15 protein-coding genes and 1 other annotated feature are annotated in these 17,190 nt (G+C 41.9%); of the genes, 14 read left to right on the top strand and 1 reads right to left on the bottom strand.

Features of this window, described 5'->3' with window-relative positions; genetic code table 11:
* Positions 1 to 17 precede the first annotated feature (17 nt).
* From dltC to NST01_RS12790, 3 genes are all read left to right on the top strand, one after another.
* Entirely contained in the window at positions 18 to 254 is a 237-nt protein-coding gene (gene dltC / locus NST01_RS12800) for a D-alanine--poly(phosphoribitol) ligase subunit 2 (RefSeq protein WP_003216498.1), read from the top strand.
* Entirely contained in the window at positions 254 to 1,420 is a 1,167-nt protein-coding gene (gene dltD / locus NST01_RS12795) for a D-alanyl-lipoteichoic acid biosynthesis protein DltD (protein ID WP_203143494.1), read from the top strand. Before dltC ends, dltD begins: the two co-directional genes overlap by 1 nt.
* 95 nt (positions 1,421 to 1,515) lie before the next feature.
* A complete protein-coding gene (locus tag NST01_RS12790; protein ID WP_008342863.1) occupies positions 1,516 to 1,935 on the top strand; it encodes a YkvA family protein in 420 nt (139 codons plus the stop codon).
* A gap of 195 nt (positions 1,936 to 2,130) precedes the next feature.
* Here the strand turns inward: NST01_RS12790 and NST01_RS12785 are convergent, their stop codons facing one another.
* Positions 2,131 to 3,174, bottom strand: a complete 1,044-nt coding sequence (locus NST01_RS12785; RefSeq protein WP_326115898.1) for a lactonase family protein — start codon at positions 3,172 to 3,174, stop codon at positions 2,131 to 2,133.
* Positions 3,175 to 3,607: 433 nt separating this feature from the next.
* On the opposite strand from NST01_RS12785, the gene ilvE reads away from it, so the two are divergent.
* The 11 genes from ilvE to clpX all read left to right on the top strand — a co-directional run bounded on the left by ilvE (position 3,608) and on the right by clpX (position 17,079).
* Positions 3,608 to 4,522, top strand: coding sequence for a branched-chain-amino-acid transaminase (gene ilvE, locus NST01_RS12780; protein ID WP_008342856.1), 915 nt, complete (start codon positions 3,608 to 3,610; stop codon positions 4,520 to 4,522).
* 8 nt (positions 4,523 to 4,530) lie between these two features.
* Positions 4,531 to 4,778, top strand: a binding site (T-box leader).
* 122 nt (positions 4,779 to 4,900) lie between these two features.
* Positions 4,901 to 6,625, top strand: a complete 1,725-nt coding sequence (gene ilvB, locus NST01_RS12775) for an acetolactate synthase large subunit (protein ID WP_326115896.1) — start codon at positions 4,901 to 4,903, stop codon at positions 6,623 to 6,625.
* The gene (gene ilvN, locus NST01_RS12770; protein WP_007501584.1) at positions 6,622 to 7,140 is read left to right on the top strand and encodes an acetolactate synthase small subunit; all 519 of its coding nucleotides are present in this window, start codon (positions 6,622 to 6,624) and stop codon (positions 7,138 to 7,140) included. The genes ilvB and ilvN overlap by 4 nt, the downstream gene beginning before the upstream one ends.
* A gap of 18 nt (positions 7,141 to 7,158) precedes the next feature.
* On the top strand, positions 7,159 to 8,187 hold the full coding sequence (ilvC, locus tag NST01_RS12765) for a ketol-acid reductoisomerase (RefSeq protein ID WP_007501581.1): 1,029 nt from the start codon (positions 7,159 to 7,161) through the stop codon (positions 8,185 to 8,187).
* Positions 8,174 to 9,727 (top strand): 2-isopropylmalate synthase, encoded by a 1,554-nt coding sequence (locus NST01_RS12760; protein ID WP_008342850.1) that lies wholly within the window; start codon positions 8,174 to 8,176, stop codon positions 9,725 to 9,727. The genes ilvC and NST01_RS12760 overlap by 14 nt, the downstream gene beginning before the upstream one ends.
* A gap of 18 nt (positions 9,728 to 9,745) precedes the next feature.
* The gene (gene leuB / locus NST01_RS12755; RefSeq protein WP_019744119.1) at positions 9,746 to 10,843 is read left to right on the top strand and encodes a 3-isopropylmalate dehydrogenase; all 1,098 of its coding nucleotides are present in this window, start codon (positions 9,746 to 9,748) and stop codon (positions 10,841 to 10,843) included.
* 42 nt (positions 10,844 to 10,885) lie between these two features.
* A complete protein-coding gene (gene leuC / locus NST01_RS12750) occupies positions 10,886 to 12,301 on the top strand; it encodes a 3-isopropylmalate dehydratase large subunit (RefSeq protein WP_007501575.1) in 1,416 nt (471 codons plus the stop codon).
* A gap of 15 nt (positions 12,302 to 12,316) precedes the next feature.
* Complete coding sequence (leuD, locus tag NST01_RS12745; RefSeq protein WP_008342843.1) at positions 12,317 to 12,916, top strand: 3-isopropylmalate dehydratase small subunit; 600 nt, start codon at positions 12,317 to 12,319, stop codon at positions 12,914 to 12,916.
* A gap of 123 nt (positions 12,917 to 13,039) precedes the next feature.
* Positions 13,040 to 14,047 carry a DNA damage checkpoint antagonist DdcA gene (gene ddcA, locus NST01_RS12740; protein WP_136944759.1) on the top strand — a complete coding sequence of 336 codons (1,008 nt, stop codon included), beginning with the start codon at positions 13,040 to 13,042 and terminating at the stop codon, positions 14,045 to 14,047.
* 240 nt (positions 14,048 to 14,287) lie between these two features.
* Complete coding sequence (gene tig, locus NST01_RS12735) at positions 14,288 to 15,562, top strand: trigger factor (RefSeq protein WP_017358146.1); 1,275 nt, start codon at positions 14,288 to 14,290, stop codon at positions 15,560 to 15,562.
* 251 nt (positions 15,563 to 15,813) lie between these two features.
* Positions 15,814 to 17,079, top strand: coding sequence for an ATP-dependent protease ATP-binding subunit ClpX (gene clpX / locus NST01_RS12730; RefSeq protein ID WP_017358145.1), 1,266 nt, complete (start codon positions 15,814 to 15,816; stop codon positions 17,077 to 17,079).
* Positions 17,080 to 17,190: the final 111 nt, after the last annotated feature.

The raw sequence follows: 17,190 nt of genomic DNA, 5'->3' as shown, positions 1-17,190 counted from the left end.
TAAGGGAGTAGAAAATTATGGAATTTAAAAATCAAGTATACGGTATTATTGCAGAGGTTTGTCAGGACGACGTTGTGAAAGAAAATCCAGAGATTGCAATTTTTGACGAAGGTCTTCTAGATTCATTTGGTACAGTAGAACTACTTATGGCAATTGAAAGTCAACTTGGAATTACTGTTCCGATTACAGAGTTTGATCGTGATGTGTGGGATACACCGAATCACATTGCTGAGCAGCTGGCAGAGATGAAGTAATGAAAAAGCGTTTTTTTGGGCCGCTTATTTTAGCGGCTGTTCTATTCATTGGTGTTCTTCTTGTACCAAATGCATGGCTCTCACATCTGATCCCAAAAGACAAATTACAAAAGTCAGCCACAGAATTAGATCCAGGGATGTTTCAAGGGCTTTATTTACAAGATGAAATGCTAAAAGATCCAACTTATTTGCCGATCTATGGATCTTCTGAACTTTCACGTTTTGATCCATATCACCCTTCGAATTTCTTTCATGAAAATCCTCAAGGGTTTACACCTTATCTTGTTGGAAAAGGTGGATCGCAATCATTAATTCATGCCATGAACTTTGCAGCGCATATGGATGAATTAAAAGGGAAAAAGCTTGTGTTTATCGTGTCCCCGCAGTGGTTTGTCAAAGGGGGATCAGACGAGAATCACTTTGCTCCTAACTATTCAGCGCTTCAGGCGCTTGATCTCGCTTATAATAAAGAAATTGATCCAGCTGTTAAAAAAGAGCTCATCAAAAGAATCATGAAGTTTAAGGCAGTAAAGAACGACATGGTCATCACAGAGCTTTTTAAAGCAGAGCTTTCTGGGAACAAATTCGCCTTTGGTGCGATTTCTCCTATTGCAAAAATGTATTATGGCATGCTTCAAAAGAAAGACATGTACTATACGATTGGGTCTGGGCATGAGCGCAAGCTTCGTCCGTCTCCTTCAGTGAAAGGGAAAACATGGACTGAGCTTGAAAAAGAAGCGAGCGTCCTAGGATCTGAAAAAGCAGGGGACAACCCGTTTTATATTGATCAGAGACTGTTTGATCGCAAGCTGAAGCCGATCATGAAAAAGATGAAGGATTCTCGTCGTGACAATTCTTATGCAGAATCACCTGAATATAAAGATTTCCAGATCATGCTGGATATTTTAAAACAGGCAGGGGCTAAGCCTTTATTCGTGACGATTCCCGTCAACGGAAAATGGTATGATTACACTGGTTTTCCGAAAGAGGGACGTACAGATTATTATCAAAAAATCAATCGTCAAATTCGAGATAATGGGTATGAAGTCGCAGATTTGACTTCTCATGAGTATGACCCATATTTCTTTAAGGATACGATTCATGTGTCGTATAAAGGATGGGTATACATCGATAAGGCGATCGAAAAGTTTTACAAAGAGCAGTAGATTGCAGCAGCTTTCTGCTGCTTTTTGTTTGTCGAATGAGTGGATTTCTTGTATAAATAAGGTGGAAGGGCTATGCTGAATATGGAGGCGATACGATGAATCGTTCTGAGAAAAAAGAACTATTAAAGCGTTCAAAGAAGCATTTTAATGATCATGCCTTTTGGGAAAAGTTAAAAAAGACGGCACAAAAAGCTGGAGTTTCTCTTGTCTATGCTGTGTTATTACTTTATTATACATTGCAAAAACCCGAAGTACCGGTTAAAGCGAAAACCCTCATCATTGGGGCGCTAGGGTACTTTATCCTTCCGATTGATCTGATCCCTGATACATTGGTGGGGATCGGCTACACAGATGATCTAGGCGCCATCACATTTGCTCTGCTTCAAGTGGCAATGTACATTGATGACGATGTCAAAGGAAAAGCGAAAGACAGGCTGGGAAAATGGTTCGGTGAAAAAAGCGATACGTCTTTCATTGATCAAAAGCTTGAAGATGGCGGTATGCCGTCTGCTTAAAGAAAAGCCTCCTAAACGGAGGCTTCAGCGTGTAGACAAACCCTCGCATTCTTTGTCAGTCCTGCGCTTCGGTGCTCGTTCTTCCTAGACTTCAAGGGTTTTCAACTACGCTGAAAAAAAGACAAAGGGCTAAAATAAAGTTCATTTTAGCCCTTTGTCAACAATCTAATGCCTCCTAAACGGAGGCTTTTTTCATTACCCTAAAAATTTCACGCAAACCGGATGCGGAACGGTGATGTCTGATTGTAAGACAGTGAGTCGACCGGTTTCTTTGTCACGTTTGTATAACACAAGGTTGCTAGATTCTTGGTTTGAACCAACGAGAAATTCTTCTGTTGGATCAAGGACAAAGTCTCTAGGCCAATTTCCTTCAGATGAAGCAATTTCAACGAGGCTTAGTTTGCCGTCATGATCTGCTTTGAAAATGGCAATGCTGTCATGTCCACGATTTCCTGCATACACAAATTGACCGTCAGAAGACACATGAATGGCGCTGCCTTGATTATTCTCTGTGAAGTCATTAGGAATGGTTGCGATCGTTTGGATCTCTTCGAAATGACCATCTTCAAAGTAACGAAGTACAATGACCTCTGAGCTGAGCTCTGTCATCACATAGGCCACAGGTTTCGTTGGGTGGAATGTGATATGACGAGGGCCGCTGCCTGGTTTTGTTTCAAATGTATGGGCAAGCTCAAGTTTGCCGTTTTCTTTCTTATACGTATAAATTCCGTCTGTGCCAAGGTCAACAGCTACTGCAAATTGTTCATCAGGTGTCAAACCCATAAAGTGAGTGTGCGGTTTTTCTTGACGGTCTTCGTTTGGTCCAGTGCCTTCATGTTGCGCCTGTGACAGCGTGCGGGTCACTGAGCCGTTTTCAGCATCAATTTCGTACATCTCTGCTGTTCCTTTATGATAGTTTGCTGTAAACGCTATTTTCGTTTGGCTGTCCACGCTGACGTGACAAGGAGAAGCCCCATCGGCAAGCTCTTGGTTGATGAAACGAAGTGCGCCGGTGTCGGCATCAATTTGATACGCAGCAAGACCGCCTTGTGCTCCTTCTTTCACAACAGCATACACAAACTTTTGAGAATCTGAGACAGTTAAATATGTAGGATTTTCAAGTTCTGCAGCCACTTCTACTTGTTCAATCTGCTGCTTGTCCGTATTTAAAGTAAAAGAATAGATTCCTTTGCTGTCTCCTTTTGTATACGTTCCGATATAACCTCTGATGTTAGCCATGTATTGCCCTCCTTCTATTAGATGCTCTCATTCTATCACAAATTCATAGGAAAACGCTTTAGAAAGGCATGCTGAAGGAAAAAACAAACGCAATGAAATCTCACAATATTCTTCAAAAACCGTGTGAAAAAATATCACAAAAGCTTGTTCAAAAGAAAACCGTTCATGTAGAGTAAATAAATTGAAGAAAAAATACAAAAAATTTTAGGTTTTTTCATTCCTTGTCTAGCAAAGGTGTAAGCGTATACATTTTATTTTGATTAGTCTAAATTGTCTAATAATTTTAAAAATGCTGTTGACACTGTATGGAAAGCGGCGTAAGATGGGTTCAACAAAAGCAAACAAACACGAAAGAGCAAGCGTGAGACACTTCAATATAAAGTGTCTGAAAATTCAACTACTTTTTGTTTGAAAGAGAGGGTGCTCACTGAAGATGGAAGACCAAAAGGAACAGTGGATCTTTTTAAACGATGAACTCGTGAAAAAAGAGGATGCGAAAATTTCAGTTTATGATCATGGCTTCTTATATGGTGACGGTGTGTTCGAAGGAATACGTGTATATAACGGAAATATCTTTCGAATGAAAGAACATTTAGACCGCCTGTATGATTCCGCTAGATCCATTATGCTGAACATTCCATATTCACTTGAGGAGCTCACTGAAAAAATGATTCATACAGTTGAAAGGAACGGCCTAAAAGATGCCTATATCCGCCTTGTTGTCTCAAGAGGAGCCGGTGATCTTGGCTTAGATCCAAACAACTGCGGGAGAGCCAACACAGTGATCATTGTAGAGCCGCTGGCCATCTTTCCAAAGCACCTATATGAAACAGGTATTGATATTGTGACAGTACCAACGAGACGAAATCGTCCTGACGTATTGAGTCCGAAAGTGAAATCATTAAACTATTTGAATAACATTCTTGTCCGAATTGAAGCCCATATGGCCGGTGTCAGTGAAGCGCTCATGCTGAACGATCAAGGGTATGTGGCTGAAGGTTCAGCGGACAACGTGTTTATTTATAAAAAAGGCAAGCTTTATACACCGCCAGGTTATATCGGCGCACTTGAAGGCATCACAAGAAATGCCATCATGGAAATCGCAGAAGACTTAGGCTACGAAGTGAAAGAAGAACCTTTCACAAGGCATGATGTGTATACAGCTGAAGAAGTCTTCCTGACAGGAACCGCTGCCGAAGTCATCGCTGTTGTAAAAGTTGACGGCCGTATCATTGGCGAAGGAAAACCAGGGTTCCACACAAACAAACTTCTTGAACAATTCCGCAAGCGAGTCGTTGAAGAAGGAGAAAAAGTAGTCTTTACCGATGAAAACATTCACGCAAGCTAAATAGATATCGATAAACGTTGAAGAGGACTAGTAGCTTTAGAGTCAGTATCTACAGAGAGCCGGTGCTAGCTGGAAACCGGTGTTACTTTCTAAAGTGAACTCACCTCTGAGTGTCTGCTTGAAATGATAGTAGGGCAGACCGAGTGACATTGCATCACTCGTTACCAAAATGGATGAAAGATGTCCATGAGACGGCAGCATGATTTGCCGTGAACAAGGGTGGTACCGCGAAAAACAAAGCTTTTTCGCCCCTTTGACCTAGTGAAAAGTAGTGTCATTGTGGGGTGAGAAGGCTTTTTTATATGGTCTCATATCTCTATCTTGAATGGAAAAGGGTGAAAGAACTTGACTGAAGCAAGACAAAGAGGAGGAAATCAAATGGGGACAAATGTACAAATGGAGACGGAAAAATCAAATGCACCACAAACGATGAACGGTGCACTCATGTTAATTGAAGCACTCAAAAGAGAAAAAGTAGAAGTCATTTTTGGTTATCCTGGCGGAGCCGTTTTACCGATCTACGATAAAATTTACGATTCTGGTTTATTTCATGTCCTGCCAAGACATGAGCAAGGAGCGATTCACGCAGCGGAGGGATACGCCAGAGTATCTGGTAAACCAGGCGTTGTCATTGCCACATCAGGACCGGGGGCAACAAATCTAGTCACAGGAATTGCAGATGCGATGATTGATTCACTACCTATGGTTATCTTTACTGGACAGGTGGCAACCTCAGTCATTGGATCAGATGCTTTCCAAGAAGCAGATGTACTTGGTATCACAATGCCAATCACAAAACACAGCTATCAAGTGAGACGTCCAGAAGAGTTACCGGGTGTCATTAAAGAGGCATTTCACATCGCAACAACCGGCAGACCTGGTCCAGTCTTGATTGATATTCCAAAAGATGTCGCTGGCATCGAAGGGACATTTGAATACGATCAGCCAATCGATTTGCCTGGTTATCAGCCGAAAATTGAGCCGAATTATTTGCAAATTCGCAAGTTAGTAGAAGCTGTAAGTAGAGCAAAGAAACCAGTTATTCTAGCAGGAGCTGGCGTTCTTCATGGCAAAGCGTCGGAAGAATTAAGGCAATTTGTAGAGCAGCAGCAAATCCCTGTCGCTCATACATTGCTTGGGCTTGGCGGATTCCCAGCAAAGCATCCTCTTTTCCTAGGAATGGCGGGTATGCACGGCACATATGCAGCGAACATGGCACTTCATCAATGTGACTTACTCATTTCAATCGGAGCGAGATTTGATGACAGGGTAACCGGCAACCTCAATCATTTTGCAAAGCATGCGAAGGTGGCACATATTGATATCGACCCAGCGGAAATTGGTAAAAACATTCACACCCATATCCCAGTTGTTGGTGACAGTAAGCTAGTGCTTCAAGAATTGATCAAGCAGGACGGGAAACAAGGTGAATCAGACGAGTGGAAGAGCCAGCTAAATCAGTGGAAGGAAGAATATCCACTCTGGTACGTTGAAAACGAAGCTGAAGGTTTTAAACCTCAAAAGCTGATTGAATACATTCATCAATTCACAAAAGGTGAAGCCATTGTGGCAACTGATGTCGGACAGCACCAAATGTGGGCTGCACAGTTCTATCCATTCGAAAATGCCGATAAATGGGTGACATCTGGTGGGCTTGGCACAATGGGATTTGGTTTACCGGCAGCGATTGGCGCGCAGCTAGCTGATCAAGAGGCAACGGTTGTGGCGATTTTAGGAGACGGAGGTTTCCAAATGACCCTGCAAGAACTTGCCGTTATCCGTGAGCTGAACCTTCCAGTGAAAGTGATTGTTCTCAATAATCACAGTCTTGGAATGGTAAGACAATGGCAAGAAATTTTTTACGAAGAACGCTACTCACATTCTAAATTTTCAGAGCAGCCAGACTTCGTGAAATTATCTGAAGCTTATGGCATTAAAGGGATCAGAATCTCATCAGACGAAGAGGCGCAAGAAAAACTCGAAGAAGCATTAACGTCTAGAGAGCCTGTTTTCATCGATGTCAATGTAGCGAGAGATGAGAAAGTATTCCCGATGGTAGCACCGGGGAAAGGACTTCATGAGATGGTGGGGGTGAAACCTTGAAAAGAATTATTGTGTTGACTGTATTAAATCGATCAGGCGTACTGAACAGAATCACAGGCCTTTTTACGAAAAGACACTACAACATTGAAAGCATTACGGTCGGCCATTCTGAGATTCAAGATGTATCACGCATCACGTTCGTCGTCCATGTAGACCAGGAGAAAGACATCGAACAGCTGACAAAACAGCTGAACAAACAAATCGATGTCCTCAAAGTAACGGATATTACAAACCAATCAATCGTTCAGCGAGAGCTGGCTTTGATAAAAGTCGTATCTGCACCAGCATCTAGAATGGAGATCACGGGGGTCATTGAACCGTTTAGGGCTTCTATTGTAGATGTGAGCAGAGAGAGTGTCGTCATTCAGGTGACAGGTGAGTCTTCAAAAATTGAAGCACTCATTGAATTACTTAAGCCATACGGCATTAAAGAAGTCGCCAGAACTGGCACCACGGCCTTTGCGAGAGATAATCAGCAAAAGCCGCAAACAAATAAAACAATTTCAATTGTCTAAACAAAAGGAGAGAGTCAAATGGTAAAAGTATATTATAACGGTGATATTCAAGAAAACGTATTAAACGGTCAAAAGGTAGCTATCATTGGTTACGGATCACAAGGTCATGCACATGCATTGAACTTAAAAGAGAGCGGCGTAGATGTCATTGTCGGCGTAAGAAAAGGCGGATCTTATACAAAAGCACAAGAAGACGGTCATCAAGTATTCACAGTAAAAGAAGCAGCAGCACAAGCAGATGTCGTCATGGTATTACTTCCAGATGAGCAGCAGAAGAAAGTATATGATGAAGAAATCAAAGATCAATTAGAAGCAGGTAACTCACTTGTATTCGCACACGGATTCAACGTTCACTTCCATCAAATTGTTCCTCCAAGTGACGTAGATGTGTATCTTGTGGCTCCAAAAGGTCCAGGACATCTTGTCAGAAGAACATATGAGCAAGGCGCTGGTGTACCTGCACTATTTGCTATCTATCAAGACGTATCTGGTCAAGCGAAAGACAAAGCACTTGCTTATGCAAAAGCAATCGGTGGAGCAAGAGCGGGCGTTCTTGAAACAACATTTAAAGAAGAAACAGAAACGGATCTATTCGGTGAGCAGGCAGTTCTTTGTGGAGGTCTTACTTCATTAGTAAAAGCAGGTTTTGAAACATTAACAGAAGCTGGTTATCAGCCAGAGCTTGCATACTTCGAGTGTCTGCATGAACTGAAATTGATCGTTGACCTTATGTATGAAGAAGGATTAGAAGGTATGAGATATTCAATCTCTGATACAGCGCAATGGGGTGACTTCGTATCAGGACCACGCGTTGTGGATGCAAAAGTAAAAGAATCAATGAAAGCAGTCTTGACTGACATCCAAAACGGAACATTCGCGAAAGAATGGATTGTTGAAAACCAAGTGAATCGTCCACGTTTCAATGCAATCAATGCAAATGAAAATGAGCACCAAATTGAAATCGTCGGAAGAAAGCTTCGTGAAATGATGCCTTTCGTTAAACAAGGAAAGAAAAAGGAAGCGGTGAGCGTCGGTGCGAAAAATTAATTTTTTTGACACAACACTTCGAGATGGAGAGCAATCACCAGGAGTGAACTTAAATGCACAAGAAAAGCTAATCATTGCTAAGCAGCTTGAGCGCCTTGGGGTTAATATCATTGAAGCGGGTTTTCCCGCTTCATCCCGAGGGGATTTCTTAGGCGTACAAGAAATTGCAAGAACGATTAAGAACTGTTCAGTTGCAGGACTTGCACGATGTGTGAAAGGTGACATTGATGCTGCATGGGACGCATTAAAAGATGGAGCTCAACCAAGAATACACGTCTTTATTGCGACTTCTGACATTCACCTCAAGCATAAACTAAAGAAAACACGTGAAGAAGTGGTTGAACAAGCTGTTTCAATGGTGAAATACGCGAAAGAGCGCTTCCCAGTTGTTCAGTGGTCAGCAGAAGATGCATGCCGGACAGATCTTTCTTTCCTAGCAGAAATTGTAGAAAAAGTGATCGACGCAGGCGCAAGTGTCATTAACTTGCCTGACACTGTTGGATACCTAGCACCAAAAGAGTACGGAAATATCTTTAAATATATGAAGGAACACGTTCCAAATATCGATCAAGTCATCTTGTCAGCACACTGTCATGATGATTTAGGAATGGCTGTAGCGAACTCACTTGCTGCCATTGAAAACGGAGCAGATCAAATTGAAACAGCTGTCAACGGTATTGGAGAGCGCGCAGGAAATGCTGCTTTAGAAGAAATTGCAGTTGCCCTTCATATTCGCAAAGACTTTTACCAAGTCGAATCAACCATTCAGTTGAATGAAATTAAGCGCACAAGTGATGTAGTGAGCAAATACTCAGGTATGATTGTACCGCGTAATAAAGCAGTCGTTGGAAACAATGCATTTGCCCATGAATCAGGTATTCACCAAGATGGATTCCTCAAAGAAAAAACAACCTATGAAATTATCTCTCCAGAGCTTGTAGGCGTCACAACAGATGTGCTTGTCCTTGGTAAACACTCCGGAAGACACGCGTTTAAAGACCGCTTAAAAACACTCGGCTTTAAATTGACTGAAGAAGAAATCAATAAGTTCTTCGAGACATTTAAGAACTTAACAGAGAAGAAGAAAGAAATCACAGATGATGATTTGATCTCTATTATATTAGAAGAAAAAGTAGCAGACCGGAAAATCGGCTATGAATTTGAAAGTCTTCAAGTTCACTATGGGACAGAGCAAATGCCGACAGCAACAGTCTCTCTTAAAAATCAAGAAACGCAGGAAGTCATTCAAGAAGCAGCTACAGGTGCAGGCAGTGTAGAAGCTGTGTACAACACGCTTGAGCGCTGTATGGAGGAAAGAATTCATTTGCTAGATTATCGTATTCAATCCAATGGAAAAGGCAGAGACGCACTAGCGGAAGTATATGTCACTGTTTCAATAGAAGGAAAAGAAACAGCAGGACGCGGTGTAGCACAAGATGTGCTGGAAGCATCGGCTAAAGCTTACGTCAATGCAGTGAATAGACATTTAATCTTTAAATCAAACCTAATAGAAATTGAGAAACATCACGCCATCTCATAAGAAAGGAGGAAGGGACTCATGAAAAAGAAAATTGCACTTTTGCCCGGCGATGGAATCGGACCGGAAGTCGTCACATCAGCCGTCGCTGTTCTGAAAGAGACAGCGGATCAATTTCAACACGAATTTGAATTCGAAACAGCTCTCATTGGCGGTATAGCGATAGATGAAAAAAACAATCCGCTCCCTAAAGAAACAGTAGAAGTGTGCAAAAGCGCAGATGCGATTTTATTAGGAGCCGTTGGCGGACCAAAGTGGGATCAAAACCCGCCAGAACTTCGCCCAGAAAAAGGCTTGCTCTCCATTCGCAAGCAGCTGGACTTATTTGCGAACATCCGCCCTGTCAAAGTATTTGATAGCTTGAGTGAGGCTTCACCGTTAAAACAAGATCACATTAGCGGAGTAGATTTCGTCATCGTTCGTGAATTAACTGGAGGCCTCTACTTTGGCGAACCAAGTGAGCGCTACACGGATGATGAAGGAAAAGAAGCTGCGGTTGATACACTTCTTTATACAAAGGAAGAGATTGTTCGTGTATTAAAAGAAGCGTTCGACATGGCATTAACGAGACGGAAAAAAGTAACGTCTGTGGATAAAGCAAATGTTCTCGCTTCGAGTAAACTATGGCGGGATGCTGTAGAAGAAGTTGCATCACAATATCCAGATGTCGCATATGAGCACATGCTCGTCGATAATGCCGCGATGCAGCTGATTTATAAGCCCGCTCAATTTGATGTCATCGTGACAGAGAATATGTTTGGTGACATTTTAAGTGACGAAGCATCTATGATTACTGGCTCACTCGGCATGCTGCCATCTGCTAGTTTATCAAGCACCGGCCTTCATTTATATGAGCCGATTCATGGTTCAGCACCCGATATTGCGGGGCAAAATGTCGCAAACCCTCTGGCTACTATATTGTCAGCAGCCAGCTTGCTTAGAACATCCTTTGCTTTAGAAGAAGAAGCGGCTGCAATTGAAGCAGCTGTGGAAGCCGTTCTTGCCTCTGGCAAACGTACAAAGGACCTAGCATCAAAAGAGGGAACGTATGAAACGACTGATGATATCACGAAAGCCGTTGTAGATGCACTCAAACAACGTACGAAATCAATTGTATAAATAGAAATCTTGTTGAATTAGGTAGAGGGAGGAAAAAGGGTTATGCCTCGAACAATCATCGAAAAAATATGGGATCAGCATGTTGTCAAAAATGGCGAGGGAAAACCAGACCTTTTATATATTGATCTGCACTTGGTGCATGAGGTGACGTCACCTCAAGCATTTGAAGGATTAAGACAAAAAGGGCGCAAGGTGCGAAGACCACAAAACACATTTGCGACGATGGATCACAACATTCCGACAGTGAATCGATTTGTGATCAAAGATGAGATTGCGAAGAAGCAAGTCAGTGCTCTAGAGCGCAACTGTGCTGAATTCGGGGTCCGTCTAGCTGACCTTCACAGTGTAGACCAAGGAATCGTTCATGTCGTTGGACCAGAGCTTGGTTTAACACTTCCGGGGAAAACAATCGTGTGTGGAGATAGTCATACATCTACTCATGGCGCATTTGGTGCACTTGCCTTTGGGATTGGCACAAGTGAGGTTGAGCATGTACTTTCCACACAAACACTTTGGCAGCAGCGTCCGAAGACACTAGAAATTAGAGTAGACGGAACGCTTCAAAAAGGGGTAACAGCCAAAGATGTCATTTTGGCAGTCATTGGCGCACACGGCGTGAAGTTCGGTTCAGGTTATGTCATTGAATACACTGGGGAAGTATTCAGAAACATGTCAATGGATGAGCGGATGACCGTTTGTAATATGTCAATTGAAGCAGGCGCAAGAGCAGGATTGATCGCACCTGATGAAGTGACCTTTGAATATTGCCGCGGACGCAAATACGCACCGCAGGGTGAAGATTTTGAAGCAGCGATCAAAGAATGGAAAGAACTAAGAACAGATCCGGGTGCGACCTATGATAAAACTATTGTTTTAGATGGAAATCATATTTCACCAATGGTCACGTGGGGAATTAACCCAGGAATGGTGCTCCCTGTGGATGCAGCCATTCCAGGACCTGAAGATTTTGCACAAGAAGATGATCAAAAAGAAGCAAAACGTGCTTATGAATACATGGGGGTTCACCCGCATCAGCGTATTGAAGATATTACGATTGAGCATGTGTTTATTGGCTCATGTACGAACTCAAGAATGACTGATTTACGCCAAGCCGCTTCTATGATTGAAGGACAAAAAGTAGCTGATCATGTCAGAGCGATTGTGGTTCCTGGCTCACAAAGTGTCAAACTGCAAGCAGAAGAAGAAGGTCTTCATGAAATTTTCCTAGAAGCAGGATTTGAATGGAGAGAATCTGGCTGTAGTATGTGCCTCAGTATGAATAACGATGTGGTCCCAGAAGGTGAACGCTGTGCATCTACATCAAACCGTAACTTTGAGGGACGTCAAGGGAAGGGTGCAAGAACGCATCTAGTCAGCCCGGCAATGGCTGCAATGGCTGCCATACATGGCCGATTTGTCGATGTCAGGAAGTTTAATCAAGAGAAAACAGTCGTGTAAGGAGTTGTGTCATAGATGGAGCCTTTAGTCACTCATAAAGGAAAAGCCGCTGTGCTTAACCGTATTAATGTAGATACAGATCAAATCATTCCGAAACAGTTTTTGAAAAGAATCGAACGAACAGGATATGGCCGATTTGCCTTTTTTGACTGGCGATATTTAGCAGATGGCAGTCCGAATCCAGATTTTGAACTCAATCAGCCGATTTATGAAGGAGCCTCTATTTTGATCGCAGGCGAAAACTTTGGCTGCGGATCATCAAGGGAACATGCGCCTTGGGCACTTGATGATTATGGCTTCAAAATTGTCATTGCCCCATCTTTCGCCGATATTTTTCATCAAAACTGTTTTAAAAATGGGATGCTTCCAATCCGCCTTGATTATGATGTGTGGAAAACGTTTGCTGCATCATATGAAAACAAAGGATATGAAATGACAGTTGATCTGGAAAAACAACAGATTCAAGACCATGAAGGGAATGTTACTCCTTTCGATGTAGATCCACACTGGAGAGAAATGCTCCTGAATGGCTATGATGAGATTTCATTAACATTGTTACTAGAAGATGAGATTCAAGCATTTGAAGAGAAACGTAGCAGCTGGCTGCGTGCATAAACAACGAGAAGCCGTCCCCGTGGTGTGACGGCTTCTTTTTTGCATGAAAACCTCTCGTTACTTGTGTTTACTAACCTTCGTTGGTAAACTGATAAAAAATATGCGCCCGAAAGGAACGTAAGCATGAAACATGACAAGAAGAAAGATAATGTCATTTTGTTTCCTGGTCTGAAAGAAAGACTGATTGAAAAAGGAATGGCAGCATTAAAAGATAAACAGTATCAAGAGGCGCTTCACTTATTTTCAGAAGCGAAATCGTATGATGACGATGAAGAATCCGATATTCATCTCGGTATGGCGATTTGTTTTCTAGAGCTTGGTGAGCTGCAGGATGCAAAGCGAGTCTGTGAAAAGATGCTACATGAAGGATATGGACACTATTTCACTGTGCTTCAAGTATATATGACCATCTTAATTCAGCTGAAAGAGTACGAGGAAGTCAAACAAACAATTGAGGCTGTCCTTGAAGAAAATCACCTTCCAGCAGAAAGTGCGGAGCATTTTTATAAGCTGCTTGAATTTAGCAGAAAGATGATTGAATCACCAGAAGAGATTTTAGACGAAGAAGAGGAAGGCAGCGGAGAAATCAATATAGATGAAATGCTCGAGCGGCCAGAAGAGCAGGTGCAGTTCATCCATTCGCTGAAAGACCGAAACATCACGCCGCATATGGGTCTATTAAATACGATCCTACAAAAGCCTGATGGAAACCCTTTGGTCAAATCATTGATCCTGCAACTTCTGTCAGATCATGATGTGGCAAAGCCGGTTCATGTGACGAAGTTCGGTGATTCATTAACGCTTGTTCCTTCTGAGGCTGTCAAGCCAGAGCAAATGCCACTGCTTCAGCAAGTCCTTCGAAAGCTTGATGACACACTCGGCAATGAGAACCCAACCCTTTACCAAGGGGTTGAAGAGTTATGGCGCCGTCACTTATTTGTGCTATATCCATTTCTTCCTAAATATACGGATCCGAGTCTTTGGGCTGCGGCACTTCATAAAGTCGGCTATGAAATGCATGGAATCGAGATTGATCTCGAAGAATTGCATTTATTGTATGATTTTAACGAACGAGAGCTGAGAGAAGCTTGTACAATGCTGAAAGATATTGAAGAAATTTCTTATTTGTAATTTGTCGATTTAGTTGAAAGACGGACTTGTTATGTTATAATATAATGGTTGTATTTGTGCATATATCGTGCGGTTGTAAGATTCCAACGGTTGAAAGACGTTATGTATAATCAAGTCAAATGTTGTATACATAAGACCGCTTCTTTAGCGGAGTGCGTGGTTTTTGATTGGACGAAGTCTTTATGATGCTTTAGAATGTAACAACGCACAATCTGAATAGATTTTTGGAGGGAAACACACATGTCAGTAAAATGGGAAAAACAAGAAGGTAACGAAGGCGTCTTAACAGTAGAAGTTGACGCTGAAACATTTAACAAAGCACTTGATGATGCATTTAAGAAAGTAGTAAAGCAAGTATCAATCCCTGGATTCCGTAAAGGGAAAGTACCACGTGGTCTTTTTGAGCAGCGTTTTGGAGTAGAATCTCTTTATCAAGATGCACTAGATATTCTTCTTCCAGTTGAATATCCGAAAGCAATCGACGAAGCTGGTATCGAGCCGGTTGACCGCCCTGAAATCGATGTTGAGAAAATCGAAAAAGGCGAAAGCTTAATCTTCACTGCAAAAGTAACAGTGAAGCCAGAAGTAAAACTTGGTGACTACAAAGGTCTTAACGTAGAAAAAGACGACACATCTGTATCTGATGAAGATGTCCAAGAAGAGTTAAAAGCTATGCAAAACCGTCAAGCTGAGCTTGTTGTCAAAGAAGAAGGCGCAATCGAAAACGGCGATACAGTTGTTCTTGATTTCGAAGGATTCGTTGATGGAGAAGCATTCGAAGGCGGAAAAGCTGAGAACTACTCTCTTGAAGTAGGTTCTGGTTCATTCATCCCTGGTTTCGAAGAGCAATTGGTTGGTCTTGAAGCAGGTGCAGAAAAAGACGTTGAAGTGACATTCCCAGAAGAATATCATGCTGAAGACCTTGCAGGTAAACCAGCTGTATTCAAAGTGAAAATTCATGAAATCAAAGCAAAAGAACTTCCAGCACTTGACGATGAGTTCGCTAAAGATGTTGATGAAGAAGTAGAAACGATTGCTGAATTAACTGAAAAAACGAAGAAACGTCTTGAAGAAGCAAAAGAAAACGAAGCAGAAGGCAAACTTCGTGAAGAACTAGTAGCAAAAGCTTCTGAAAATGCGGAAGTTGACGTTCCTCAAGCGATGGTTGACACTGAGCTAGACCGCATGATGAAAGAATTCGAACAACGTCTTCAAATGCAAGGGATGAACCTTGAGCTTTACTTCCAGTTCTCTGGACAAGATGAAGATGCGCTAAAAGAGCAAATGAAAGAAGATGCTGCTAAACGCGTAAAATCTAATCTTACTCTTGAAGCAATTGCTGCTGCAGAAGACCTACAAGTGTCTGATGAAGAAGTGGAAGAAGAACTTTCAAAAATGGCTGAAGCATACAACATGCCAGTTGAAAATATCAAACAAGCGATCGGTTCTACTGAAGCAATGAAAGAAGATTTAAAAGTTCGTAAAGCAATTGATTTTCTTGTAGAAAACCGTTAATATGGTGCATAATAATAAAACAGGGCGCGAGTGACTCGTGCCTTGTTTTGTACAATTTTTGACTTATCATCGCTTCTTTTGGAAACGATAGTGTAAGTCGCATCTTTCTGTCATACATATCTCAATGTGCAGTGTTACAAACACATCATTACCGTCTTTTAGGAAAGTATGGTAAAATGCATACATACTGGACCCAGAAGGGTAGCTGACTGTTAGCTACAGGCAAGTGAAGAAGAATAAGGGGTGAAAGAATGTTTAAATTCAACGAGGAAAAAGGTCAATTAAAATGCTCGTTTTGCGGAAAAACGCAAGATCAAGTGCGTAAACTGGTCGCAGGACCTGGCGTATATATATGTGATGAATGTATCGAGCTTTGCACGGAAATAGTTGAAGAAGAGCTCGGTACTGAGGAAGAAGTTGAATTCAAGGATGTTCCGAAACCTCATGAAATCCGGGAAATTCTTGATGAATATGTCATCGGACAAGAGAATGCGAAGAAATCCTTAGCTGTAGCGGTTTATAACCATTACAAGCGGATTAATTCCAACAGTAAGATTGATGATGTTGAGCTTTCGAAAAGTAACATTTCTATGATTGGACCTACAGGAAGCGGTAAAACATTACTTGCTCAAACACTTGCACGTATTTTAAATGTTCCATTTGCGATTGCAGATGCGACGTCTTTAACAGAAGCAGGTTACGTTGGGGAAGACGTAGAGAATATTTTACTAAAGCTGATCCAAGCAGCAGATTATGATGTAGAAAAAGCTGAAAAAGGCATTATCTACATCGATGAGATCGATAAAGTAGCAAGAAAATCAGAAAACCCTTCTATCACTCGTGATGTATCTGGGGAAGGTGTACAGCAAGCCCTTTTGAAAATTCTTGAAGGAACAGTTGCTAGTGTACCGCCTCAAGGTGGACGTAAACATCCTCATCAAGAATTCATTCAAATTGATACAACAAATATCCTCTTCATTTGTGGTGGAGCCTTTGACGGCATTGAGCAAATCATCAAACGCCGCCTAGGTCAAAAAGTGATTGGATTCGGTGCGGAAAATAAAATTGAAGATCTTGAAAAAGAAGTCCTTCTATCAAAAGTTCTGCCAGAAGACTTACTTCGCTTCGGTTTAATCCCAGAATTCATCGGTCGTCTTCCGGTTATTGCAAGCCTAGAGCCGTTAGATGAAAAAGCACTTGTAGAAATCTTGACGAAGCCTAAAAATGCGCTCGTTAAGCAATATACAAAAATGCTTGAGCTTGATGATGTTGAGCTTGAGTTTGAAGAAGATGCTCTTAGCGAAATTGCGAAAAAAGCAATTGAGCGTAAAACAGGAGCTCGTGGTCTTCGCTCCATCATTGAAGGCATCATGCTTGATGTGATGTTTGATCTTCCATCTCGTGATGATATTGAGAAATGTGTCATTACTGGTGAAACGGTTGCTGATGGTGAGCCACCACGTCTTGTCTTAAAAGACGGTACAGTCGTGAATAAAGATACAAAAACATCAGCATAAGCCCATTTGAATGACTCCTGAATCGTTTGATTCAGGAGTTTTTTATTTATCGTGGAAGTTGTGTTTATTCCGTCCAGCTCTAGGAAATACTAGCAGACAGAAACCAATACA

This window comes from Bacillus sp. FSL R7-0166, assembly GCF_038008935.1.
Taxonomy (GTDB): domain Bacteria; phylum Bacillota; class Bacilli; order Bacillales; family Bacillaceae; genus Bacillus; species Bacillus altitudinis.
This window is presented reverse-complemented; position numbering and strand designations above follow the sequence as displayed.

Coding starts and splice junctions, on each gene's coding strand:
- dltC (WP_003216498.1), top strand. CDS start 18: ATGGAATTTAAAAATCAAGTATACGGTATTATTGCAGAGGTTTGTCAG.
- dltD (WP_203143494.1), top strand. CDS start 254: ATGAAAAAGCGTTTTTTTGGGCCGCTTATTTTAGCGGCTGTTCTATTC.
- NST01_RS12790 (WP_008342863.1), top strand. CDS start 1,516: ATGAATCGTTCTGAGAAAAAAGAACTATTAAAGCGTTCAAAGAAGCAT.
- NST01_RS12785 (WP_326115898.1), bottom strand. CDS start 3,174: ATGGCTAACATCAGAGGTTATATCGGAACGTATACAAAAGGAGACAGC.
- ilvE (WP_008342856.1), top strand. CDS start 3,608: ATGGAAGACCAAAAGGAACAGTGGATCTTTTTAAACGATGAACTCGTG.
- ilvB (WP_326115896.1), top strand. CDS start 4,901: ATGGGGACAAATGTACAAATGGAGACGGAAAAATCAAATGCACCACAA.
- ilvC (WP_007501581.1), top strand. CDS start 7,159: ATGGTAAAAGTATATTATAACGGTGATATTCAAGAAAACGTATTAAAC.
- leuB (WP_019744119.1), top strand. CDS start 9,746: ATGAAAAAGAAAATTGCACTTTTGCCCGGCGATGGAATCGGACCGGAA.
- leuC (WP_007501575.1), top strand. CDS start 10,886: ATGCCTCGAACAATCATCGAAAAAATATGGGATCAGCATGTTGTCAAA.
- leuD (WP_008342843.1), top strand. CDS start 12,317: ATGGAGCCTTTAGTCACTCATAAAGGAAAAGCCGCTGTGCTTAACCGT.
- ddcA (WP_136944759.1), top strand. CDS start 13,040: ATGAAACATGACAAGAAGAAAGATAATGTCATTTTGTTTCCTGGTCTG.
- tig (WP_017358146.1), top strand. CDS start 14,288: ATGTCAGTAAAATGGGAAAAACAAGAAGGTAACGAAGGCGTCTTAACA.
- clpX (WP_017358145.1), top strand. CDS start 15,814: ATGTTTAAATTCAACGAGGAAAAAGGTCAATTAAAATGCTCGTTTTGC.